Here is a 25,445-nt window from a genome sequence, read left to right as displayed (position 1 = left end):
GTTAGCATTTTTATCTTCGCTATCTAAGTAGGTATAGTTGGCTTGTACTCCAAAGCCGTCTAACATGCCTGGTAGATAATCAAAATAATGTAAAAGCGCTAATTCTACCCCTTGAATTTCACCACCAGAGCGATTACTTTTCTGTGTAACAAACTCAGTTAATGTGCCAAAACCAGGGATATTAACAGTAGTATCAACTTCTTCCCCATTAATGTAGATGCTTGGCGTTGTGTCTTGAATGGTTTGGGTAGCAATAAAGCTACCTATGCTTTTAGTGAAAAAGTTAACGGCATAGGAATTACCATTATCTTGATAATATTCTACTGTTAAATCGAATTGAGTCGCTTCATAGGGGAGTAAAAATGGATTACCACCGCTGGTTGAAAAATTAGATGCTCGACTATCTGTGTAGTTTCTGTTCACACCTATATCGGTGATTGATGGTTGTGAAATCACTTTAGCACCCGCAAAACGAGTAACAAAACCGTTATCAAAATCCATTTTGAAATTTACACTAGGTAATATCTCGTCATATTTATTCGTACGCGTAATTTGCCCTGGTTCAGAGTAGCCAACATCGATGCTGACACCGTCACTTTCTCCTCCTGGGGCAATACTTAATCTGTTTACGCCAAAACCGCGAGATTCGGTTTCAACTTCTACATATCTTAAACCGACATTAGCACTCCAGGCATAATCGCTAATATCCCCTGCTAAATTAAGTTGGGTATATATTGATTGCTTAGTTTCATCTGTAGCGGTTGAGCGCGGTTCACTAAAAGATTTGTCTGTCCAATTAGGCTCTTGTCTAAGTACGCCAATGGCGTCAAGATATGTTGATATATCACCCACCATTATAAAACGATCGGGGAAAGTCCCACTTTCTTCTGATAAAAAGTCACCAGTAGTGTTTACCGCAAAGAGAGAGTCATCCAAATCCATAAGTTTATTACAAATTCTTAAAACGTTTCCACAACCACTGTCAATTCGGTAGTGGTCAACGATTTTCTCACGATCAGAATAAGCTATACCGACATCTATAGAAGTGAATATGCCGGAGTCAATTTCGTAATTTGTATCAAATTTGAATTCGGTTACTTCATCTACTAATCGCTCGTCAAATAAAATATTAAAGTGCCCTCTGGCGTTCGCGACATCAGTAAAATCTATATTGGTATCGAAGTTGGCAATGTGACCGTCACCTCTTAAATCATATGCTAGTATGTCATTGCCCGGGGCTTGAGTGTTATCAACATAGTTAGGGACATAATTATGGGTAATAGGTGTCGATTCTGCTTTTGAATAAAAAGCATCAAAATCAAAAGTAAAGTTACCAACATAGGCATTGAAATGGTATCCAATGGCATTTGTCGTACTTGTTTCACCACTTTCGCCAAATTGTCCATCTAGCGGGTGGTTACCAAACTTTTCTGCTTGAATGGCGGTAAGGTTATCTGACGCTACTACGTTTCTCCAACCACCACGTTGCAGAGGAACTTGCATACCTTGTCTAACTTCTTGGCGCTTAAAGTCACTAAATAGGTAGTCAAGTGAATGGTTCATATTATCGCTTTGAGCAAACTCAAAGGTTAGGTTTAGTCCTGTTCTCTCTCGCTCTTCTTCAATTAGATGAAAGACATAACGGCCTGGGTACCAAAGCCCTTCAGGTGTAATAACGTTGCCAGACTGATCTTTTATATCACCAGTGATCTCGGTTGCTTTAACAGTCGACCAGCGATTAGTGTGCACGGTGTCAATGCGATTGGTGTTTTCTTGATGAGTAAAACCAACCAGTACGCCAAAGCGATCATCCAAAAATGTATTGCTAACAATGCCAGAAAGTTGCGGACTGTAATCACCAGATAAATCGTTATGTTTAACTTGCGTTGAACCTGCTGCATGAAAGCCTGGATTGTTGAGTGGACGAGCCGTTTTAACATTAACATAGCCACCAATACTACCTTCAGGCGTTTTAGCTGTTGACGCTTTAGTAACTTCAGCCCCTGAAATTAGCTCTGATGGTAATAATTGAAAATCTAAAGAGCGACCTTTATCTGTTGTTGCTAAAGTTCTTCCATTTAATTGAACAATATTAAATTCCGGGCCAAATCCTCGAATGGTTAATTTCGAACCCTCACCATTTTCTCGAGAAATAGCCACCCCTGATATTCGTTGTAAAGATTCGGCAACATTTTGATCTGGAAATTTACCAATATCTTCGGCGGCAATGCCATCAACAATGCTGTCAGCATTTCTTTTATCTTGCAGCGCATGAGCAAGGCTGCTTCGAATACCTGACACTTCTATAACTTCAACTTTTTGTTCTGCGTCTTCAGATTTAATCGCTTTGTTTTCTGAAGAAGTTTCTTGAGCAAATGCGCAAGACGGCATTTGCACATACAGTGCTGCCAGTAACGCTAAACTTATTTTGGACTTTTTCATTTATACCCCACTTTAAAATGTATGGCATGAGTTCTTTTTAGCCATTTAGAATTTTTATTTTTTTAATATTGCAAGCGCCAAGTATGCAACAGACTATACCTTGTCTAACCTAACAACTCGGGATAACGTTATTATTAATTATGCATACGCACAACGTGGTGCTCAATGTGGTCTTTGTAATTCTTTGTAATTCTTTGTAATATAAGGTTATTTATTTGGTTGAGGGTTGCTTTGGGTGGGGGTAACGTTTGCAGTTATCTTCTTGCCTGTTTAAATTAAGCATGCTATCTTATTTCAAGAATAGGATTTGTCACGTCGAAAAAAGGAGTGTTTTTTACCACTTTCTTCCAATGAGTAAATGTGAAAATAAAGTAGGCCGGCTAGGAGCGTTATTTTCATTTAACATTAATGATATTACGCTTTTAGCTTAGATGCTCTTAATTTACTTCGTCGTTATCATTTTGAATTTAGTGTCGATGGTTCAGTCAATCCGTATGACAATTAAGCAGGGGAAATAATTAATGCCTAAGTTATTCTTTAGGCTTTTGTTCAGCATATATTTAACAGGTAGCGTAGTTCATATTGCAGATGTATTAGCATCAAACTTTACTGTTGAACAAGAGTTCTATGGGGAATTGGAAGATAATCAAGTCATCACAAAGTACATATTCAATGGTCCCCAAATTACCTTTTCTGCTATCAACTACGGCGGCATTATTACATCTCTTGAAGTTCCGGATAAGAATGGACAACTGTCAGATGTTGTTCTTGGCTACGACAAACTCAATGATTATGTGCACCGTAATAGGTATTTTGGGGCAATCATTGGAAGGTTTGCTAACAGGTTAGAGGGTAGTAAAGCGACTATCAATGGACGAACCTTCGAGCTAGAGAAAAATAGATCTCCTCATCATTTGCATGGTGGTTCAATTGGTTTCGACAAGGTCGTTTGGAGAGCCAAAACAGAAGTTACTGGTGATGGTGCAAGCTTAATTCTAAGTTATCTAAGTAAAGATGGTGAGGCTGGTTATCCCGGAAATTTATATGTCACTGTGACTTACACCGCCAACATAAAGAATCAATTAATTGTGGAATATCAAGCGAGTAGCGATGCTCCGACCATTTTTAATCCTACCCAACATAGCTATTTCAATTTAAGTGGGAATCATGCAGCAAAGATAGATGATCATATATTAATGCTCAACAGCAAAACTTATCTGCCTCTAACAAAAGAATCTATTCCAATGGGAGCCCTCGCTAGTACAGAAGGCACTCCTTTCGATTTTTCTTCGCCGACTAAGCTGGCTGAAGTGTTCGAAAAAGCCCCTCAAGAGCTAAGGGATACAAAAGGACTCGATCACTTTTGGGTCAGCAAAGAGAGCAGGGGCTCACTGAGCAAATTTGCTGAATTGTCTCACCCAAAGTCAGGTAGGAAGTTAACCGTACTTTCTACAGAAGTCGGAGGGCAAATATACTCCGGAAACTACCTGAATTATTCTGTCATCGGTAAGAGAAATACGCCATATCAAAAGCGTTCAGGTATTTGTATTGAGACAGGGCAATACCCCAATAGCCCAAACAATGGCTTACCTTCCGTGGTGATAAACCTTGGTGAAGAGTTTTACTCAAAAACTGTTTATGCATTTTCTATTGAAAAGTGAATATTTAATAAGTTATCAATTTAAGCTTTTGCTATTGACTACTTCGTAGAAAGTAGAACTGCATTAAAGTCTCTTATCTATGTGTTTATCGGTGTTTTTTTTGGATATCGTTGTCATTATTCTCCTGCCTTTTAAGTTTCTTGCTTTTGTTTTTTCTCATGAGTAATCTTTGCTTTATGAGGCCTTTATAAATCAAGTTTGTCTATAAATCCGTGAAAAATATAGATAAAATTGTTTTTTATCAGGTGCTTTTTAGAGTTCGTATGGTTAACTCTTGTACTCAGTTGTTAATAATGGTAACGTTCTCCCTATCATTGTTTGATGTACTCGTTACATCAATGTTGATTACACAAATGATGCACTACGCATTATTTTGATGTAATGGCGGTGACGTAAATAATAAATCATAGTGAGATTATTGAAGTAATCGTATTAGGGGGAAGTATGAAAAAGAGTAAGTTAGCTATTGGTATCATTGCAGCAATAACTAGCAGCTTAACTTCAGTTGCCAGTGCACAAAGTACAGACAACGAAGGCGATAGTAAGTCAAAAAGCATCGAAGTTATAACCGTATCTGGCGTTAGAGTAAGTGAGCGTCAGTCTATTTATACAAAAAGAGAAGCTGACACTTTTGTTGAAGTTGTAACTGCGGCAGATATAGGTGAATTACCAGAGCGAGGCATTGCTGAAGCGTTAGAGCAATTACCAGGCGTTGTCGGTAATCAAGATCGTGGTCGCTCTAATACAGTAGCGGTTAGGGGACTTGGCGGTGACTTTACTTTAACGACCATCAATGGCCGTGAAGTAGCATCATCATTTGGTAGTCGTTCAGTAAACCTTAATTTATATCCTGCAGAAGCTGTGCGCAAAGCCATGGTAATGAAAACACCAATGGCAAATCAAATTGAAGGTGGTATTGGTGGCACTGTTGAAATGCAAACGCTACGTCCACTAAATGTAAATTCAAACATTCGTACCATTAGTGCTCGTGGTATATACAATGAAGGCTCAAAAGACGTAGAAGGGCAGGATGAATACGGCTATAGAGCCAGCGGTATGTTTAGTGAAAAGCTACTTGATGATACCTTTGGTGTGGCACTTGGCTTATCGGTTCTTTCAGACCCGCAAGTGAACAACCGCTTTACCGTTGGCGATTATAACGCCAATAAAGATTACAACGGTGATGGTATTAAAGACCCTGCACCAGGTTTTATGGCGGCAAACCCTCAATACAGAGATGAAGAAAGAATTGCAGTTTTTGGTAGCCTACAGTGGCAACCAAATGATAGTGCTGATATCACCTTTGACGCATTATATTCAAAGTTTGAGTTTGAAAATACTATTCCTGGGCTTTCTTATATTGATTTTAATAATGGACCATTTAAGCCAGAAGATGCAGTTGTTGATTCTGTAACTGGTGATGTAACTTCAGCATTAAGATCTAAAGCAAGATTACGTTCAATTAGCGCACAATCTACTAATCTAGATGAAACTTTAAATTTAGGCCTTAATGGTCGCTTTTTCACATATGATTGGGTAGTTGATGCCGACCTTGCTTACTCAGAGGCAGAACGCCAGTTTGATGTTATTAATGTTAAAGCACTTGATAACGTTGCCAATAATCCTATTCAGTATGACTTTTACGGCGACACCTTGCCTAATATTACTATTGGTGGGGGCGAATATGACGCTCTTGAACCAAGCCAATTTAGAGTGCAAGAAGGTAACGATAACCGAACCAGTGGCTCTGATAAAATATTATCAGCTCGATTAGACTTTTCTCGTGATATTGAGTTGGGCGCATTTGAAGGATTGGAGTTTGGTATTAGATATGCCAATCGTAAAAAAGAAAGTAAAGCCGATAAAGAGGCCTACAAATTGGCATGGCCTCAGCAGTTTTACTTAACTGAAGAGATGGTGTCTCAGTTTCCTCTAAACAACGCTTATGGCGACTTAAATTCAGATTTACCTGGTAGCTGGGCATATATTAAGCCACAAGATGGCTTAGCATTGATTGGAGATGTGTTAGGTGGTTTACCTGAAAGAGAAATCACTTTAGCAGACCAGCAAGGCTCGTTTGAAACAGAGGAAGAAACCATATCATTATACGGTCAATTAAATTTTGCTACAGATATTGGTGAGATGCTATTTACCGGTAATGTAGGGGTTAGAGTTGTTGAAACTGACCTTACCTCTAATGGTGTTCGTGGTGAAGCTAAAATGGTTGATACCGATGGTGATGGCGAAGCAGATGCAATCATTTTTGATGAAAGCTCATTAGTCGCTTACAGCGATTCAGATAGCTACACCAATGTATTGCCTACCTTTAATGGCCTTTTAACGATACAAAATGACTTACTAGTGAGAATGGCTGCGGGTAAAGCAATTACTCGTGCTAATTTTAATGATATGAGTGCTTCATTGAAATTAAGTGAAATTGATGACTTGAGTGAGCCACTAGGTACAGGCTCCGGCGGTAACCCAAATTTAAAACCTATAGAGTCAACTCAAGGGGATATTGCTTTAGAATGGTACCCTAATAAGGGAGCTATTTATTCTATCGGTTATTTTTATAAAAACTTTGACTCTGCCTACGGCCCTGGAATAGTAACGCAAAACGTCAATGATTTATCTTTTGATGTTAAAACTACTATTCAAAATAATGAAGGCGGTACTATCAAAGGTGTTGAGTTAAGTATGCGTCAAGAGTTTGATTTCTTACCGGGACTTTTAAAGCACACAGGTATGTCAGCAAACTATACTAAGATGGATAATGATGTGTTAGTGGATTACAACACTAAAGATGATGTCGAAAACCTTCAGTATGCTGAAATGGCGGTAGATAACACTTGGAACACTAGCCTTTTCTATGATGATAATACCTTATCGGCGCGCGTAAATTATGGCTATCAAGCAGAGCAAGTGCAGCACGAAGGCGGTAATTACCGAGTGAAACGCCCTACGTACTTACTATCTGCTAGCATTAATTACAAAGTAAATAAGCATTTATCTTTAGTTCTACAAGGCTCTAACTTAACTGATGAAGTTATCGAATTTGGCCAAATTGGCAAGTTTGAAGAGCAAGCAAGTATCAATCGCTTATCTCGTGTAGAAAGCTCTGGCCGACGAATTTATTTAGGCTTGAGAGCGAAATTCTAGCGACAAGCGTGTCTTGGATAACACCTAAAGCAAGTATCGGTTTTAGGTGTTGTCTCACTCTTTTGGCTAGCAGTCTCTGCTCGGTGCTTGTTAGCCTTTTTCAATCCATTGTTAATTGTTTTATTTAGGTAAACTCTCATGTTTAGTAAATACCTTGTTGTTACTGGCACAGTTATCACCTTAGCGACGACTTTATTACTATCAACAGCCTGTGCTGACACTGGTGACCAAAGAAAGCCCAATATCTTACTTATTGTCGGTGATGATCATGGCTTTGGTGATCTAGGCGTAGCCAAAATTAATTCAGATGTTGTCACGCCAAACTTAGACAAGCTCGCCAACAAGGGGACTCGATTCACTCAAGCTTATGCTACTGCGCCTATTTGCAATGCCTCTCGCGTTGGCTTAATTACCGGCGGTTATACACAACGTTTTGGTGGTTATTGGTATGAAAGTGATGGTTTAGAACAAGTAACACAAAGCACCTTGGCGGAAACGCTAAAAGCGCAAGGTTATAAAACTGGCTATGTTGGCAAGTTTCACTACGGTGGCAACCATCAGCCAGAATCAAGAAACTTTCCCCTCAACCACGGTTTCGATAGCTTCTACGGTTTCTCAGGTGGTAGAAAGCATTATTTAATTCATAGTAAAACTGCTGAAAAGCAACATAGAAAAGCACGTAAGGCCAACAACACCATAGGTGAAAGCCTTAAAATGGGGCCAGCATGGCTTAACGACAAAAAAGTTGATCAACAAGGCTTTGCTACTGAGTTGATTGGTGAGCACGCCCATAAATTTATTGCTGATAATCGCGATAAGCCATTTTTCCTGCAAGTCTCCTTTAATGCGGTACACAACTTTACCCACCAGCTGCCTAAGAGTTATTTAGCTGAGAAAGGCCTGAAGGGCTACCACGATTGGGACCCAGCCAAGGAAGCTTTTCGAGATTGGTATGTCGGAGGGCGTTATCCGAATAACCCAGAGGGTCGTCAACACTACTTAGGGCAGCTACATTTTCTTGATGTAGAAATTGGCAAATTGCTAAATGAGCTTAACAAGCAGGGCTTAGCTGACGATACCTTAGTTATTTACATTGGTGATAATGGCGGCTCGACACCAATTTACGCTAACAATGGTGAGCTACGTGGCAGTAAATACACCTTATATGAAGGTGGCATCCGTGTACCGCTCATTGTTTATGGCCCTCAAATCTATCAGCAAGGTAAGGTTATGAATCAAGTGGTTAGCGCGATGGATTTATATCCAACGATCTTAGCTGCCGCAGGTATTGCCATTCCAAGTCACCTAGATGGCAAAAACATTAGCGCATTATTAACCAAGGATGTTCAAGCGACTGATAGTCAATCACTTAGTGAGCGCACGCTGTTTTGGGATACTGGTCATGAAATTGCCGTGCGCAGCGGCAAGTGGAAGTATAAAGCTGCTTTTGATGATTACTATGCCAATAAACAAATGGTCAATTTAGAGCTAGGTGAATTTCTATATGATCTAGAAAAAGATCCAGGTGAAAGCCAGGATGTATCAAACAAATTCCCTGAAGTGGTGAAGCAGTTACGAGCACAATATCAACAATGGGCCAAGACTAATCAAGCCAATCCCAAAGTCAGCAACAAGACCAGAAATAATAGAGCAAAATTAGGTTTATAATGATGAAGAACTACTTATGTCTTGGCATGATTTCAGCCTTGTTCTTGGTGTGCCAACCGTTAATGGCTAAGCAGAAGCTTAGCCGGAAGCCAGAGTGGAATCGTGTTGATATTCAACAGGTCAATGCTGAGTTGCCACACGCCAATATTACCCCTTATAAGGAATTAGCAACGGCCAATAATCAGCAGTCGTTAAATGGGCAATGGAAGTTTCATTTTGCTGAAAACCCTGAGCAAAGGCCAGAATCCTTTTACCAAAATGACTTTGATACCAGCCACTGGCAAGACATCTCTGTACCTGCTAATTGGGAGCTCAATGGCTATGGTCGTCCCTATTATGTAAACAGTGGTTATGTCTTTAAAATGCAGCAACCTTTTGTGCCTAGTGAACAAAATCACGTGGGCTCCTATCGTCGCAATTTTTCAGTTCCTAAGCATTGGTTAAGCAAAGAAGTGTTTGTCAATTTTGGCGCGGTATCAAATGCTTTTTACCTCTGGGTTAATGGCGAGAAAGTTGGTTATAGCCAAGGCTCGAAAACACCAGCAGAGTTCAATATTACGCCATATATAAAAGCGGGTGAAAATAATATTTCCCTAGAAGTATATCGCTTTAGTGACGGCAGCTATTTAGAAGATGTTGATGCATGGCGGTTATCGGGTGTTACTCGTGATGTCAGGTTATATGCAAGCTCAAAAGTAAGAGTTCGGGATTACTTTATTAAAGCCGGTCTTGAAGATAATTATCAACATGGTCGCTTAAAGATGGAGCTAGATATAGCTAATCACTTACAACAAACCTTTGACGGGCAGTTGTTGGTGACTTTGGCGTATAACTCAAAAACCATCGGGCAATTTAAGCAACAGCTTGCGTTATCGGCTAAGCAAGAAAATAGTAAACTGATGATAGATGAGAAGATCTCGCAAGTACTTGCCTGGTCAGCAGAAACTCCGCATTTATATCAAGTTACTATTTCACTGCTTGATAGTGATAACAAGCTACTGGATAAGATAGATGATCATCTGGGCTTTCGTTCCGTTGAGCTAAAAAATGGACAGTTATTAGTTAATGGTAAGGTCATTACCCTACGTGGTGTGAATCGCCATGAGCATGATATGAAAACCGGCCATGTTGTTAGCAAAGCATCGATGGAAAAAGACATTGCCCTATTAAAAAAGTTTAATGTTAATGCTGTACGTACCTCACACTACCCGAATGATCCTTATTGGTACAAATTGGCAGATCAATACGGCTTGTATTTAATAGATGAAGCAAATATTGAGTCTCATGGCTATATGAACAAGCGTACTGCTTTGGGAAGTCTACCTCAGTGGCATAAGGCGCATATGACCCGCATGAAGGCCATGGTGGAGCGAGATAAAAACCATCCCTCCATTATTGTTTGGTCGTTAGGTAATGAAGCCAGCGGTGGTAAAGCCTTTCAAGACATGTACGATTGGACTAAGCAAAGAGATGATAGCCGTTTAGTGCAATATCAAGCAGCTGGGTTGGTTGATTATACCGACATTTATGTCCCTTTTTATCGCTCGCCAACCGAAGTAAAGCAATATCTAGATGGTGAGCCGCTAAAACCGTTAATTCATTCTGAGTACGCTCATGCTATGGGTAATAGCCTAGGTGGTTTTCAAAAGCACTGGGATGTGATTTATCAATACCCTATGGCACAAGGCGGTTTTATTTGGGATTGGCACGATCAAGGGTTGTTGCAATATCGTGAAGATGGTTCAAGTTATTTCGCATACGGTGGCGACTTTGGCCCTCAGCAGGTTGACGGGGTCTCACCACCGAAAAAGCCATTAAGAGGCAACTTTTTAGCAAATGGCATTATGCAGGCGGATAAAACGCCTAACCCGCATGCCTGGGAAATGAAAAAAGTATTTCAACCGTTATTAATTTCTGCTGTTGATTTAAATACCTTAACTTTTAAAGTTGTTAATCGACGAGATTTTGCCAATAGCAAGGATTTAGATTTTTCTTGGCATCTGAGTGAGAATGGCGTTGAAATATTAACGGAGCGCTTTTCCGTTGAGCCCGTTGAAGCTGGCGCGAGTAGTCAAGTACAGCTAAGTTTGCCAACGTTTAAACAGCAAGCTGGTGCAGAATACTTCTTAACGATAAAAGCACATGCGAATAAATTTGCAGGGCCGCTTATTCCTAAGCAACATTTAGTTGCCTGGCAGCAATTTAAATTGCCAATAACTAAGTCGGCAACCGCGCTAGATTTAGCGGCGTTTCAACCATTGAAGGTCTCTGAAACCAATGAAACCATAAATGTCGCAGGCGGCAAATTTCAAGTTAAATTAAATAAAGCCACTGGCTTACTAAGCTCACTAACATACGATAATGTTGAGATGTTACGTACCGGGTTAGAAGCTAACTTTTGGCGTCCGCTAACTGATAATGATATTGGCGGCAAGCTACATATTAGCTCCAAGCAATGGAAGAATGCTCCAGAAAAATTTGATAAAAACCCCCAAGTTAGCGTCGAGCATATTAGTGATAAAGCGGTGACTATCAATGTTGCTAGAAAAAATGGTAAACGCTTTAGTTATCAAAGTCAGTATCGAGTTTTTGCGAGTGGCGATATTCACGTTAACTCCTCTTTAAGACCTATACAGGAAAATGGTAAAGATTTATTACGCTTTGGCATGACTATGACCTTGCCGGTAGCGTTTGACAACCTGCAATGGTATGGCAGAGGGCCTCATGAAAGTTACTCTGATCGCTATTTATCGGCGCCTATCGGTCAATATAGTGCCAATGTTTGGAGTCAATACCACCCATATGCACGTCCTCAAGAAACCGGTAATAAAATGGATTTACGTTGGTTAGCCTTAAGCAACAAGGCTGGTTACGGCTTATTGGTAAAAGGCGCACCTACCTTTAGTGGTAGTGCGTTACAGCTTGCAAACAAAGACTTGTATTTTCAACCAAAGAAAAATAAACATGGCCGAGATATCAAACCAGGTGAGTTTATTACCTTAAATATTGATAAACGCCAAATTGGTGTCGGTGGCGATAATAGTTGGAATGAAAAAGGATTAGCCAAAGCCGAGCATCGTTTGCCTTGGCAGTTCTACCGACAGCAATTTTATCTGAGACCATTTGGCCCATCAGAAAATCTTAGCCAACTAACCAAACAAGCACTACCAGAATAAGTATTACCCCTTTGCCATTGCTCAGCCTGTGAAACTCGCTGGCTGACGATGACGCTGTAATAGGAAATTAACATGAATAAAAATATTATCAATAAAGTCAATGCGCGAAGCAAACGAAGGCTATTGGCTTTTGCCAGTGCCACGCTTTTGTCCTTAGTCGCGCTTACTGGCTGTAATAAGCAATCATCTGAGCCTAGCGTACATGCTAAAGAGAAAAATGAAAATGCCGCTACCGGAAGAGAGCGGGTAAATTTAGACTTTGATTGGTTATTTTATTTAGGTGACGAGCCATTGGCCAAACAGAGTAACTTTGATGATAAGCAATGGCGGAAGCTCGACTTGCCACATGATTGGAGCATAGAAGGGGAATACAGTAAAGATAACCCTGCTGGCATTGCCGGTGGCTTTTTGCCTACGGGCATAGGCTGGTACCGCAAACACCTTGACTGGGACAGCAGTTGGCTCAATAAACGTGTCATGCTGGAGTTTGACGGCGTTTATATGAATAGTGAAGTTTGGGTAAATGGTCAGCTACTAGGTAAACGACCGTATGGTTATATTAGCTTTAATTATGATATTACTGAGCATTTGACACCAGGCAAAAATGTTATTGCTGTTAGAGCGGATAATAGCCTTGCGCCAAGTGGTCGCTGGTATACGGGTTCTGGTATTTATCGTCATGTTTGGTTAACCACTGTTAGTCAACAACACATACCTTATAGTGGGGTATTTGTTCGCGCTGAAAATATCAGCAAGGATAAAGCTGATCTTCGAGTTAGCACTGAAGTAACTAATAGCGATGCTAGTGTTGCTCAGCTTCAATTACAAACCCAAGTAATTGATAGTGAAGGGCAACTGGTTGCTAGTGATTCAATGCCTGTAGTCGTTGAACCACAGCAAACAGTGACATTTGAACAGTTAGTTAATGTGGCAAAGCCGCAGCTATGGTCAATTGATACGCCGAACTTGTATACAGTGCGAAACCGCCTTTATCGTGGTGAGCAGTTGATCGACTCTCTTGATACCACTACCGGTATTCGTTCCATAGATTTTACTGTTGATAAGGGCTTCTTACTTAATGGTGAATCGGTAATTTTACAAGGCATTAGCATGCACCACGATGCAGGTCCTGTTGGTGCTGCCGTACCAGAAGATGTATTACGTCGTCGATTAGAAAACTTAAAAGCGATGGGAGTTAATGCGCTAAGAACTACTCATAACCCTTTTGCTCCTGAGTTTTATCAAATGGCTAACGAAATGGGCTTTGTCATTATGAATGAAGCATTTGATGGCTGGTGGGACGCTAAAGCTAAATATGATTATGGCTTGTATTTTAATGAGTGGTGGCAACGTGATCTTACCGATTTTATGCGTCGTGATCGTAACCACCCAAGTGTCATTATGTGGAGCGTCGGTAATGAAGTACCTAAATATACGCCTGAGCAACAAAAAACCTTAGTAGAGTTTGCTAAAACTCTTGATACCACTCGTCCTATCACCCAAGGTCGTGGTTACGCCGGTGGCTATTTAACTATTGCTGGTTTTAATGGTCATGGAGAATATAAAGGGGCGATTGAGAAGTTCCATAAACAGAACCCTAATACACCAGTCATTGGTACAGAAATGACTCATACCATTCATACTCGTGGCGTTTATCGCAGCAAAACCAGTTATCGTGTGCGCGACTTCCCTGCGCCGTGGGAAGTTCGCTCTAAAATTGGCCCGAAAAAAACTTGGGAAAAAATCAAGAGTAAGGTCTATCAAGTTGATGATTTAACAGAAGAAGAGTTTTTTGATGGGGTGTCACCCGCTTATGGCTCGTCATATGATAATTCACTAGTACGTATGCCTATTAGAGAGGAGATCAAGCTCGCCCGCAAACTACCGTATTTATTGGGTACATTTAGATGGACAGCCTTTGATTACATTGGGGAGTCTTTTGGCTGGCCAGCACGTACCGCAAACTTTGGTGTATTAGATTTAGCCGGTTTCCCTAAGGGCGCCTATTACCTTTACCAAAGCCAGTGGGCTACTGAGCCTATGGTATACATGGACCCTCATTGGACTCACCCAGGAAAAGAAGGGCGCATTGTACCTGTGGTAGTGTATACCAACCAAGAGTCTGCTGAGTTATGGCTAAATGGTAAATCACTAGGTGAAAAAGCCATTGGTGATGATATGCAGATTGTGTGGCAGGTACCCTATCAACCGGGGACGCTTACTGTGGTCGCGAAAAAAGGTGGCAAGGCCGTTGTTAAGCAAGCGCGAGTAACGGCAGGTGAGCCAGCTTCAGTAAATATATTGGCTGATAAGAAAACTGTGAACGCCAATAAACGTGACGTGGTTCATTTAGAAATCGACATTACTGATGCTCAAGGAAACCCTGTTCCTGAAGCAGATAACCAATTGCATTTTGCTATTGAAGGTCCAGGTAAGCTAATTGGTGTTGAAAATGGAGATATTTTAGATTTATCACCGCATAAAGTCGCAACTCGAAAGGCTTTTATGGGTAAAGTATTAGCCTTAGTGCAAGTGACCGATGAAGCTGGAGATATTAAAGTTACCGTTACAAGTAAGGGCTTAGAGCCGAAAAGCATTGTCATTAACGCGCTGGCAAGTAAAGCCGTTCACTAGGAGTTAAGTTATGTTAGCGATAAAAAATAAATACACGCATCTTGCTACTAGCTTAATGCTAAGTTTAATTGCCTTGTCAGGCTGTGCAGGCAGTACTGGTGAGCATAGTAAGGATATGAAAGCTAATCGGGTCGATAGCCGGCCCAATGTTATTTATATTTTGGCTGATGACCTAGGTTATGGCGATGTTGGTGCCTTTGGTCAAACTAAAATCAAAACCCCTAATATTGATGCATTGGCGTCGCAGGGGATGAAGCTTACTCAACATTATGCCGGTAGTACTGTATGCGCACCGTCTAGAGCGAGTTTAGTTACAGGCAAACACCCTGGTAATGTACAAATACGCGGTAATTTTGCTTTTGGTTCTTTTTTAGATGAAGAAGAATGGGGGCAACTGCCGTTAAGGCCAGGTACTGAAACGATTGGCACCCTGATGCAAAAAGCTGGTTATAAAACCGCATTAATTGGCAAATGGGGGCTTGGCGGTCCAGGTTCACAGGGCACGCCTAATAAACAAGGGTTTGAACACTTTTTTGGTTATTTAGATCAGAAACAGGCCCATAACCACTACCCAACGCATTTATGGCTAAATGAAGAGAAATTTCCATTAAATAATGCGTATTTGCACTCGCACCAGAAGTTGCCTAAACATTTAGATGCAAATGATGAAAATAGTTACTTAGCTTATAAGCGCGAAGATTATGCTCAGCAGCGTTTAGCTGATGATGCGGTCGCCTATATTGAAAACAATAAAAATAAGCCATTTTTTCTTTATTTATCATTTGCTGCACCTCACGCCGCATTACAAGCGCCTGATGAAGAGGTAGCAGCCTATGAGCACTTTGAAGAAACGCCTAATGTTGGTGGTGGACAACAATACATTCCAGTATACAAGCCAAGGGCAACAAGGGCGGCAATGATTTCTCATATGGATAAAAGTATTGGCCGGGTTATAGATAAACTTAAGGCATTAGATTTAGCGAATGATACTTTAATCATCTTTACCAGTGATAACGGTCCATCTTGGGAAGGAGGCGCAGATTTAGCCTTTTTTAATAGTAATGGTTCATTGCGTGGCTTTAAAAGAGATCTATACGAAGGTGGGATAAAAATGCCAACCGTTGCTTGGTGGCCAGGCAAGGTAAAAGCCAATACCAGTTCAGATCATGTTTCTGCCTTTTGGGATATTATGCCAACATTAGCCGATATTGCTGATGTTGCTACGCCAAAAGGTATTGACGGAATATCAATGTTACCAACCTTGCTGTCACAAGGTAAGCAAGCAAAGCACCAGCATTTATATTGGGAGTTTCATAACAATAGTGGCGGTCATGCTCAAGCCATACGCTTAGATGATGAACAAGGCCAATGGAAAGCGGTTCGTCGTTATACTAAATCTCACCGTGATAATCCGCCGATTGAGTTATATAACTTAGCCACAGATCAAGCTGAACAAGTTGATTTAGCTAAGGAATATCCTGCTAAGGTCAGTCAAATGAAGCAATTGATGAAGAGTTCACGAACACGGTCAAGAATAGATGATTGGAATTTTGACTACTGGCCTAAACCCAAAAAAAAGCCAATGGCTAAAAGCAAGTAGTACAGCCTAGCGATACAAGGTTAATTTATGATGAAGTTATTAAAATTACATACGTTTTTATGGTTAGCTTTGCTACCTTACTTTAGTTTTGCTAAGGCGCTACCACAACAGCCAAATATCATAGTCATCGTCAGTGATGATCAAGGTTATGCAGATATTAGTGCCGCAGGCTTAGCGACAGATGTTCAGACACCGAATATTGATCGATTGGCTGAGAAGGGAACGCGCTTTACCTCCGCTTATGTTACTGCGCCTATTTGCAATGTTTCTCGCTTAGGGTTAATTACGGGTACTTATAATCAGCGCCAAGGCGCTTACTGGTACGGAAAAAAGGCAACTATTTCGCCTAAGCTGGCGACTATACCTGAAGTGATTAAGTCGCAAGGCTATACCTCTGGCTATGTGGGCAAGTATCATTATGGTTACTCAACCCCAGAGGCTAGAGACTTTCCCCTTAACCATGGTTTTGATTATTTTTATGGTTATGGCGGAAATGGCCGCCAGCATTTTTTAATTCATGATGATGCTGTTGCCGCAGAGCAAAAGAAAAAGTTTAAAGCATATAAAAAGCGCGGTGGTAAGAAAGGTCAGTCGTTAGAATATGGCGCCTTCTGGGATGGTTTTGAGCGTGATAATCGCACTGGTTTTTCCACCGAAATTTACGGTCAAAAAGCCCGAGAATTTGTGAAAAACAATAAAGACAATAAGTTTTACTTACAGCTAGCTTTTACAGCGGTTCATAACTTTACCCACCAGCTTCCAGAGGATTATTTAAAAGCGAATAATTTAAAAGGCTACCATGACTGGGATCCTGATACTGAAGATTACTATACCTGGTATAAAAATAGTCGCTACCCCAATAATCCTGAGGGGCGAGCCCATTATCTAGCTCAGCTTGATTATATGGACAAAGAAATTGGTAAATTACTTGATACTCTAAACAGTGAAGGGCTTAGCGATAATACCGTTATTATTTTTATCAGTGATAATGGTGGTTCAACGCCTATTTATGCAGATAATGGCCCGCTACGCGGTAGTAAGTATTTACTGTATGAGGGCGGCATTAAAATCCCTATGATAGTCACCTGGCCGAAACAATTTGTTCAAGGCAAAGTGGTAGACAACATGGTCAGTACTATGGATATTTTACCGACTATTGCCAATTTAACCGGGGCAAAAACTCCCAGTAATGTTGATGGTATAGCGCTAACAAAACTACTGACAGGAGAAGATAAAACAATAGCGCATCAGACCTTAGTGTGGGACACAGGCCATGAAACCGCCGTACGTCAAGGTAAATGGAAGCTAAAAACGGCGACTAAAGATAAGTATGCTAAGTACGAAATGGTAGAAATAGAGTTGGGTAGCTTTTTATATGATTTAGAAGCTGATCCTTCAGAAAGCACCGATCTGTCAGAAAAACACCCTGAAGTTAAACAAAGGTTAATTGACTATTATAAGAAATGGCGAGACTCTATTAAAAAAGGTCTTTGAACTAATCGCTTTTTTTTAAAGATAAGCCAGCTAGTGATTAGCTGGCTTTAATAGGTATTTAGGGTTTATGTTAAAGCAGCTAATTACGCAATTTACAATTGTATTACTACTCTCCTTGTTATTTTCTTGTCATTCGCTGGCAAACAACTCTGCGGCTAAAAGCTCAGTACTAATTGACACCAAAGATATATTTAAGCGGCAGGCTAATGCTCCTATTGGGGAGAACTTAAATTTTCTTATGTCATCAGATACAAATTGGCCACGTAAGGTGTCAATGCAAAGTCGTATCGCGGAGATGAAATTAAGTATTTTACGTTTTCCTTATGGTCATTTAGGTGATAATTATTTGTTTAATGATGTGCCATTTGCTGATACTGCTAATGGCTTAAAGCCTAGAGTCGCTTCAATCAATGAAACACCAGGGCAGTACTATTGGGCTGTTGATGATAATGGCTACTTTACTCAGGCGCTCGACTTTGATGAGTATATGGCTTACGTACAGGCGCTTAACAAAGATAAAGCAAGCAATGACCCAACTAAGGTTGAACCGCTCATTATGGTTAATATGTTGTCTTATGATGCTAAGCAATACCCAGAAACTGTAGTGACATTTAGTGATCTTATTGACCATGCCACAGCTTGGGTCAAATACGCCAATATTACCCGAGGCTATAACATTAAATATTGGCAGTTAGGTAATGAAGTGGCATCGCATACTGATGAATCGACTTATTTAAAAAACTTTGTTGCCATGGCTAAGGCAATGAAATCAGTAGATCCAAGTATTCATATTGGCTTTGGTGAGGATGGTCGTAGAGGCTGGTTAAAAGCGGCTTTAGCGGATGCAAGTATTGCTAAGTACATCGACTTTATTTCCCCACATCAATATTTGCACAATAAACCGTGGAGTGAGTCTTATCAAGCCTGGCGAGATTACAACGGTACCTTAACGCCTAAAATTGATAAATTTCAACGCTATGCAGATAAAAGCCCTAGTCATAAAGATGTGCCTATTATCGTCACTGAATATGGCGCAACAGGTGGTCATTACCCAGAACGTGATCCTAAGGGCTTAACGTTTTTCAAAAGCCTTAATAGCGAGAGAAAAAGCGCGGGTTATTTACAATCGAGTAAAGATGAAAACAACCAAGTTAAACTTACTAGACAATATGTTGCTGGTAAAGGGCTAAAAAAAGCTGATGCGATTGATATAAGCTTGCTCAAAGATGGTTGGATTACCTTAAGGGCAGATAATTACTATATCAAAGCGCCAGAAAATCCTGCCTCTGAATTATCGCTGCAGCCCTTAGCAAGTGATAGCACGATAAGTGACCTTTATAAATGGCGCTTATTAGAAGTGAAAAAGCGGATTTTCTACCTGGAATCTAAAGCACATCCCGGCCTTTATGTGAGCTATGCAAAGGATATTGAAAGTTTTGTGTTAGCAGCGAAAAATGTTGAGCAAGCGGCTTTGTTTAATTTGATTAGCTATCAGGCAGCAGATTATTTTCCTAGGAAGCAGGCGCGCATGATTACAGCATTATCAAATAACAAAGTTTGGTGCTTGGCGAAAGACAACAGTATTCGTGCGAAACTGTCTCGTTCTATGAGTACTTCTTGTCAGTTTGTTATGCAAAGCCCCGGTAAGGGTTACCCTAAAGGTACAGTATCACTTAAATCTTTGGCGGTAGATAAAGGTTATATTACAAGACAAGATGATGGTGTTATTGCTCTTGATAGCGGTAGTAAGCTCAGTGAAAACAGCTTGTGGCGTATTAAATACAGAAAAAATAGTTTCCAGCTTTGTGCATATAACGATAAAGACAATTTTCTGCAGGTAGCCCGTGATGGCCTCTTAACAATGGGCGGAAAAAAATCGCAAAAGGCAACTAAGTTTACTCATAGCGATATACCAGATGCTAATCCTCAGCCAAAATCCAGGCCACTCGTTGGAAATTTTGACAATGATCTATGGAAGTCTTTAGTTTTTGCTGAAATGAGCTTAGGAGCGATGCGTCTTAAAAATGTGAGCCACTTGGTTCATTGGAATACTCATACTTCGTGGCATGGTAAAAATGGCGGTCATGGTAATGCGGCAAACTCTTTAGAAAATACCTTTGAAAATAACCTGACTCCAGTTGGACAAGTACTGAAATTAATTAACGAGCACTTATTAACAAACCTTGTTAATGTGCAAGAAAAGCATGGTTTTCTCAGACTTTATGTGAGTACAAGTGCTGATAATGATGTGATGTCGATAATTATTTTAAATAAAAACGATAGTGAACAAAGGCTAAAGCTTGAATTAAAGGCTTTTATGGCTGATAGCGTCATAAAACATTGGCTCTATACTGGAAAAGACCCTGAAGATGAACAACCAAAAATTTCCATTAGCACAGTAAAAACGAATGATTTTGTCACACTTAACGGCAATATGATTGACGCTAAGTTGCCGGCAACTTCGCTAACTGTGCTGCGATTAACTAACCTGAACTCGGGATAAGAAATTAGCTAATCATTTGATATTAAGACTTTAATTTCAACAGTCATTCTAGCTTGATGTTTTTTCTTAGTACAAGGCAAATTTGTGCGTCAATAGCTGGCCTCGGCTTTGGTTCAAACGTCGCTCTACCTCCCCCATCCATGGGGTCGTATTGCAAATAAATTTAACGCAGTAATAAGGAAAAACAGCAGCTAGAAAGCAAGTTGTTATCCCGAGTTCAGGTTAACTAGCACAAAGCAGAGACTTTGGTTGGCCGTTAGCTGCACTGGTTAGTTGGAGTAATAATTCGGTCGAGCGCTCTCTAAGCCACTTGTTAACTTTTTCACATCGGGATCGTGTATAAAGTCAGAAAATAGTGTTACTGCTACTTTCTCAAAGTCAGGGTGTGCTCCCCTATCAAAGAAAGGCGAAAAACCTGCTGCCGATGAAATAATTTGATGCGACTTTTGAGTAACCGGCTCACTACCTACTTTTGAATGTATGTTTGCGGGGCTGGCACCGCTATACTCTGATATTAATGATTGGGTATCCGCTTGAGCTAAATAGAGCAAGAATTCTTTGGCTAATGCTTTATTCTTACTACGAGATGAAATGAATAATATGTTACTCGGTACAGATTCATAGCGAGGGAGAGCGGCATTTATTTTGGGGAATGCTGCAAAGTGAATATTTTGTCTTACCTTCTGATCAATTATTCTTTTTATTGATGGAGTCATGATAAAAAACAAGGCTATCTTATTTCTCAAAAAATATATTTGCTGCTGCTCCCAACGAAGAGCGGAGAGCTCGCTATCATATAGATCTAAATCTATTAACTGTTTCCACTTAATAAAGGCGTTTTGGATTCGTTCATCTTGAAATGATACTTCTCCGTTAAGTATTTGCTCAAAAAGCTCCAATCCATACATTCTTAAAATTATATATTCAAACCAAGCGGCTGCTACATAGGGTTGCTTATCCGATGTGGTAAAAACGCTATAACCAAGCTCTTTTAGTTTCAAACAATAGCTGACAAATGCGTCCCAATCCTCTGGTATTGGGCCAACTTTATCGATAAGTTCTTGTTTGTAAAAAAATCCCCAAGTGTGAATTGAATAAGGAATACCATAATATGCTTCGCCTACCTTCACTCGCTTAGCTATTTCAGGAGTAAAAAGTTCAGTTAAACCGTTATCAAGCCAAAGCTTGGAAACGTCCTCGACTAAGTGCTTTTCTATGCGACTTTTAAAGCGAAGTGATCCGTGATCATAGATTAGATCTGGCGTATCTTTTGTGTTTTCTAGCTCTGCCATGAAAGTGTTAAAATCAGTGTTCGTGTTATATTTAATAACTTTTACTTTTTTACCTGTTTTACGCTCAAATGAGTTAATTATCGAATTAAAAGTAGCTCTGGTTACTGGTGTTGCATCTAATGCCATGGTCAGCTCAGTGTTATTATTTTGCTGGGCTATGGATGTTGGGCTACCTATTGCGACAAGACAAATAGTAAGAATAGATTTTACTGCTCTTACTAGGTTTTTATAATTCATATTTCAACCTCTAGTCTTCCTTAAGTGTTTAACTAAATTTCTCAGTTATTTTCCTTTTGCAATTCGATGTGCGTACCATTGCGGCTCAAACAATAATCAAAAATCGTCGCCATTTCCGAAAATCATGTCTAACTTGTTAAATGCTCTTATTCTTTGTCTCTTCTCTTTTTTGGTCGAAAGCACTGGTTACTGAAAGGGCATTTAGGTCATATTCTTATACTTAGCTGAGTTTAGCCCAGGTTAAATAGCTTTTCGAGCTATGGGCTGAAAAGACAGCTAGCTGTGGGGAGAAAAGCTAGAAAGGGCTGTGATTACAGCCCTTTCTGGTTAAACTAATGGGAAGGTTTAGCAACGATGGCATCAATTTTAGCTTGTAATTTTTTGGCTATTTCTGGATGTTTTTCTACAAGGTTGACCTTTTCTTTAATGTCATTCTTTAAGTTAAACAACTGTGGTTTAGCCATTAAACCATTTTCAATCACTTTATTGGCTAACCAAGTAGGTGTAGTGCCCGAAAAAGGCGCAATATACTTCCAATGACCGTCACGAATTGCCAAAGTGAATGACTCTTCAAGCATGTATTGTCGGCCATCTTGGCTGGCATCTAATAGTGCAGGCAATAAATTTTTACTATCAATGGCTTCATTTTTGTCTAATTTTATATCAACTAAACTGGCGAGCGAGCGGTAAAAGTCTATATGACTGATAAGGGCGTCGCTATCGCCTTTTTGCGTTATCTTGTTGGGGTAAGTGACGATCATAGGAACACGAGTCCCAGCTTCATAAGCGCTGTATTTTCCACCTCTAAATGGTCCTGAGGGCTGATGTTCTCCTAGTTTTTGCACTGCTAAGTCATCATAGCCATCATCTAGCACAGGGCCATTATCACTGGAGAATATAATCAAGGTATTATCGTAAACTCCTTGTGCTTTTAATTCGGCAATGATCTGTCCTGTCATCCAGTCCATTTGCGCAATGGCATCACCACGAACCCCCATGTCACTTTTTCCTTCAAACATCTTATTAGGTACTCTCGGAACATGGATATCATGAAATGGGAAAAATAACATAAAAGGTTCGTTTTTGTTGTTGGCAATAAATTGCTTGGCTTTGTTGGTAAAAACAAAGGGAAAATCTTCATCAACCCATTCGGCAGACTTTCCACCCGCCATCCAGCCAATGCGGCTGATACCATTAACTATCGTCGCGCTATGTTGCAAATCAGCGGTTTGCTTAAGAAGTTCTGGCTGCTCTGTACCTACAGGGCGCGAGCCAATGGGCTTTTGATAGCTTACCGTGATTGGATCAGCAGGATCTAAATTGACAACATGATGGTTTTCTAAATAAACCGTTGGAACTCGATCACCTGTCGCCGGCAATAAAAAACTATAATCAAAGCCAAGCTCTAGAGGCCCCGGTTTTACTGCTTTATTCCAATCGACATAACCGTTACCTAGACCTAAATGCCATTTACCAACAACGGCAGTGTTATAACCTGCTTTTTTAAAGACTTTAGGCAACGTTGGCATATTAGGGTTAATGATTAAAGGTGCATCACCTGGAAGAATCGCCGCATCATTACGAAAAGCATATTGCCCGGTTAGTAGTGAATAACGTGATGGTGTACAAGTGGCAGCTGACGAGTGAGCATCTGTAAATCGAATGCCATCGGCGGCTAAGGTGTCAATATTCGGTGTTTTTACGCCAATTGCGCCATAGCTGCCAACATCGCCGTAGCCCAAATCATCGACATAGAATATAACCACATTGGGGCGGGGCATAGTCTGGTCATTTTTAAGGTCACTGACTTGATTACAGCCGCTAATTGTAATTAAGGGCAGTAATGCGCATAGCCTCAAGATTGAATTAAACAAGGTATTTTCCTCTATTAGGTAGATATTAACGATTGCGTGAAGGTTAAATGGATAATTAAGGCGGCTCTAGGTAATTTCTTTTGCTAACAAATTTGCTGCCAAGAAATGGTTAAACCGCCTTAAATAAAGTTTATTATTATCCCGAGTTTAGGTTTATTAATAACCCTGCGCGCCGGTTGAGCGCTCAATGCGCTCCTTGGCCTTTTTCGCATTGTTTTTTCTGTTGGCAGCTTTAATCGCGCCATCAGTTAACTTTCTAAAAATGGGATCTTTTAGCTGTGACTGCCACTGCTGCATTGCTGCTTGTTGTTGTTCAAAAATTTGTTTTTGTTTATCAGACAAATCATGACGTTCAGCTAAATCATTTGATAAATTGTATAAATGGTTACCAAATTCAGGAGAGGTGATGGTTTTCATATCGCCACGACGAGTGGCTAACACTTTGCTGTCAAAGCTACGCCAAAATAGTACTTCATGGGGTAAGCCTGTATTTTTTCCTGTGATATAAGGGAGTAGGTTAACGCCATCTAGCGGTTTGTCCTTATCGATAGCAGCACCTGTAACTTCAACAATAGTAGCAAGGATATCTAATGAGCTTACCGGCTTGTTATAGTCGATGCCTTGAGGGACTTTTCCTGGCCACCTTATGGCAAAAGGTACTCGTATACCACCTTCAAAAAAGTCACCTTTAACGCCTCGTAAAGGGGAGTTTTTCGCTGATGATTTTGACGCACCGCCATTGTCAGATAAGAAAAATATTAAGGTGTTATCATCAATACCCAGCTCTTGCAATTTCGCAAGTAGATTACCAACGCCATCGTCGACTGCGGTGATCATGGATGCATAGATCTGTCTTTTCTTATCTTTAATGTGTTTATTACGCTTCAAGTAGCGTTTTGGCGCTTGTAGTGGTGCATGGGGCGCGTTATAGGCTAGGTATAGGAAAAATGGTTGGTCTTTTTTACTATCTATAAACTCAAGGGCTTCTCGAGACAGTTCATCGGTTAGATAAGTACTGGTTTCTACCGTCTTTTGGTTACGTATTATCTTAGTGTGATACCAAGAGCTTGATGGTGATTTATGCTCATTTTGGCCAAGTGATTGAGCTTCATCTTGATAAATTAACTCTTCTGGAAAGTAGCGATGACCACCCGATAAAAATCCGTAGAAGTGCTCGAATCCTCGATTATTTGGGTGAAACTTTTCGTGGCTCCCCATATGCCATTTGCCGATTATGCTAGATGAATAACCAACAGGTTTCAGCACTTCAGAGACCATTTTCTCTTCTACTGGTAAGCCTGCCATGGGATCTGCGGGATCGATAATAGGGTTACGGCCAAAGCCAAAGCGCCCTTGATAACGTCCTGTTAATAAGCCAGCTCTACTTGGGCCACAAACGGCATAGGTAACATATCCATTGGTAAAGCGAGTACCTTCATTGGCAATGCGATCTATATTAGGGGTGATAATATCTTTACTACCATTAAAACCAACATCAGCATAGCCTTGGTCATCGGTCAGTATGACAATGATATTGGGCTTTGTTGTTTTGGCAAATAGTTGCCCTGATACAACTAGGGCTAGTACTGCTAAAGCTTTCCCCAGTGCGTTTAATCTGCTCATTTATCTTTCCATTTGTTTAGGGATTATATGAAAAAGCCCCACAAGGTTAATGTGGAGCATATGGTAAGCTTATTGGTTGTGT

The 25,445-nt window shown here is 40.3% G+C and carries 12 protein-coding genes; 8 read left to right on the top strand and 4 right to left on the bottom strand.

The genetic code is table 11. From position 1 onward, the window contains the following. The coding region (locus tag ABWV72_RS17550; RefSeq protein WP_353372088.1) for a TonB-dependent receptor at positions 1-2,442 on the bottom strand (2,442 nt) is incomplete at its 3' end. 521 nt (positions 2,443-2,963) lie between these two features. On the opposite strand from ABWV72_RS17550, the gene ABWV72_RS17545 reads away from it, so the two are divergent. From ABWV72_RS17545 to ABWV72_RS17510, 8 genes are all read left to right on the top strand, one after another. After that, a complete protein-coding gene (locus tag ABWV72_RS17545; RefSeq protein ID WP_353372086.1) occupies positions 2,964-4,103 on the top strand; it encodes an aldose epimerase family protein in 1,140 nt (379 codons plus the stop codon). 444 nt (positions 4,104-4,547) lie between these two features. Then, complete coding sequence (locus ABWV72_RS17540) at positions 4,548-7,262, top strand: TonB-dependent receptor (protein WP_353372084.1); 2,715 nt, start codon at positions 4,548-4,550, stop codon at positions 7,260-7,262. Between the two features lie 138 nt (positions 7,263-7,400). Then, the gene (locus ABWV72_RS17535; protein WP_353372082.1) at positions 7,401-8,930 is read left to right on the top strand and encodes a sulfatase family protein; all 1,530 of its coding nucleotides are present in this window, start codon (positions 7,401-7,403) and stop codon (positions 8,928-8,930) included. Beyond that, positions 8,930-12,106 carry a glycoside hydrolase family 2 TIM barrel-domain containing protein gene (locus ABWV72_RS17530; protein WP_353372080.1) on the top strand — a complete coding sequence of 1,059 codons (3,177 nt, stop codon included), beginning with the start codon at positions 8,930-8,932 and terminating at the stop codon, positions 12,104-12,106. The genes ABWV72_RS17535 and ABWV72_RS17530 overlap by 1 nt, the downstream gene beginning before the upstream one ends. Positions 12,107-12,178: 72 nt before the next feature. Beyond that, positions 12,179-14,740 (top strand): glycoside hydrolase family 2 TIM barrel-domain containing protein, encoded by a 2,562-nt coding sequence (locus tag ABWV72_RS17525; RefSeq protein ID WP_353372078.1) that lies wholly within the window; start codon positions 12,179-12,181, stop codon positions 14,738-14,740. Between the two features lie 10 nt (positions 14,741-14,750). After that, the gene (locus tag ABWV72_RS17520) at positions 14,751-16,340 is read left to right on the top strand and encodes an arylsulfatase (protein WP_353372076.1); all 1,590 of its coding nucleotides are present in this window, start codon (positions 14,751-14,753) and stop codon (positions 16,338-16,340) included. A 27-nt stretch (positions 16,341-16,367) separates the two neighbouring features. Then, entirely contained in the window at positions 16,368-17,834 is a 1,467-nt protein-coding gene (locus ABWV72_RS17515; protein ID WP_353372074.1) for a sulfatase family protein, read from the top strand. 274 nt (positions 17,835-18,108) lie between these two features. After that, on the top strand, positions 18,109-20,337 hold the full coding sequence (locus ABWV72_RS17510; protein WP_353372072.1) for an alpha-L-arabinofuranosidase family protein: 2,229 nt from the start codon (positions 18,109-18,111) through the stop codon (positions 20,335-20,337). 269 nt (positions 20,338-20,606) lie between these two features. Here the strand turns inward: ABWV72_RS17510 and ABWV72_RS17505 are convergent, their stop codons facing one another. From ABWV72_RS17505 to ABWV72_RS17495, 3 genes are all read right to left on the bottom strand, one after another. Continuing rightward, the gene (locus tag ABWV72_RS17505; RefSeq protein WP_353372070.1) at positions 20,607-21,866 is read right to left on the bottom strand and encodes an ABC transporter substrate-binding protein; all 1,260 of its coding nucleotides are present in this window, start codon (positions 21,864-21,866) and stop codon (positions 20,607-20,609) included. Positions 21,867-22,198: 332 nt separating this feature from the next. After that, complete coding sequence (locus ABWV72_RS17500) at positions 22,199-23,698, bottom strand: sulfatase family protein (protein ID WP_353372094.1); 1,500 nt, start codon at positions 23,696-23,698, stop codon at positions 22,199-22,201. Positions 23,699-23,896: 198 nt separating this feature from the next. Then, positions 23,897-25,363, bottom strand: a complete 1,467-nt coding sequence (locus ABWV72_RS17495) for a sulfatase-like hydrolase/transferase (RefSeq protein ID WP_353372068.1) — start codon at positions 25,361-25,363, stop codon at positions 23,897-23,899. Positions 25,364-25,445 lie beyond the last annotated feature (82 nt).

The sequence above is a fragment of the Aliiglaciecola sp. NS0011-25 genome, assembly GCF_040370605.1.
Classification (GTDB): Bacteria; Pseudomonadota; Gammaproteobacteria; order Enterobacterales; family Alteromonadaceae; genus Aliiglaciecola; species Aliiglaciecola lipolytica_A.
This window is presented reverse-complemented; position numbering and strand designations above follow the sequence as displayed.

Bases quoted from the DNA above. Each gene is read 5' to 3' on its own strand.
- ABWV72_RS17545 (WP_353372086.1), top strand. From the start codon at position 2,964: ATGCCTAAGTTATTCTTTAGGCTTTTGTTCAGCATATATTTAACAGGT.
- ABWV72_RS17540 (WP_353372084.1), top strand. From the start codon at position 4,548: ATGAAAAAGAGTAAGTTAGCTATTGGTATCATTGCAGCAATAACTAGC.
- ABWV72_RS17535 (WP_353372082.1), top strand. From the start codon at position 7,401: ATGTTTAGTAAATACCTTGTTGTTACTGGCACAGTTATCACCTTAGCG.
- ABWV72_RS17530 (WP_353372080.1), top strand. From the start codon at position 8,930: ATGATGAAGAACTACTTATGTCTTGGCATGATTTCAGCCTTGTTCTTG.
- ABWV72_RS17525 (WP_353372078.1), top strand. From the start codon at position 12,179: ATGAATAAAAATATTATCAATAAAGTCAATGCGCGAAGCAAACGAAGG.
- ABWV72_RS17520 (WP_353372076.1), top strand. From the start codon at position 14,751: ATGTTAGCGATAAAAAATAAATACACGCATCTTGCTACTAGCTTAATG.
- ABWV72_RS17515 (WP_353372074.1), top strand. From the start codon at position 16,368: ATGATGAAGTTATTAAAATTACATACGTTTTTATGGTTAGCTTTGCTA.
- ABWV72_RS17510 (WP_353372072.1), top strand. From the start codon at position 18,109: ATGCAAAGTCGTATCGCGGAGATGAAATTAAGTATTTTACGTTTTCCT.
- ABWV72_RS17505 (WP_353372070.1), bottom strand. From the start codon at position 21,866: ATGAATTATAAAAACCTAGTAAGAGCAGTAAAATCTATTCTTACTATT.
- ABWV72_RS17495 (WP_353372068.1), bottom strand. From the start codon at position 25,363: ATGAGCAGATTAAACGCACTGGGGAAAGCTTTAGCAGTACTAGCCCTA.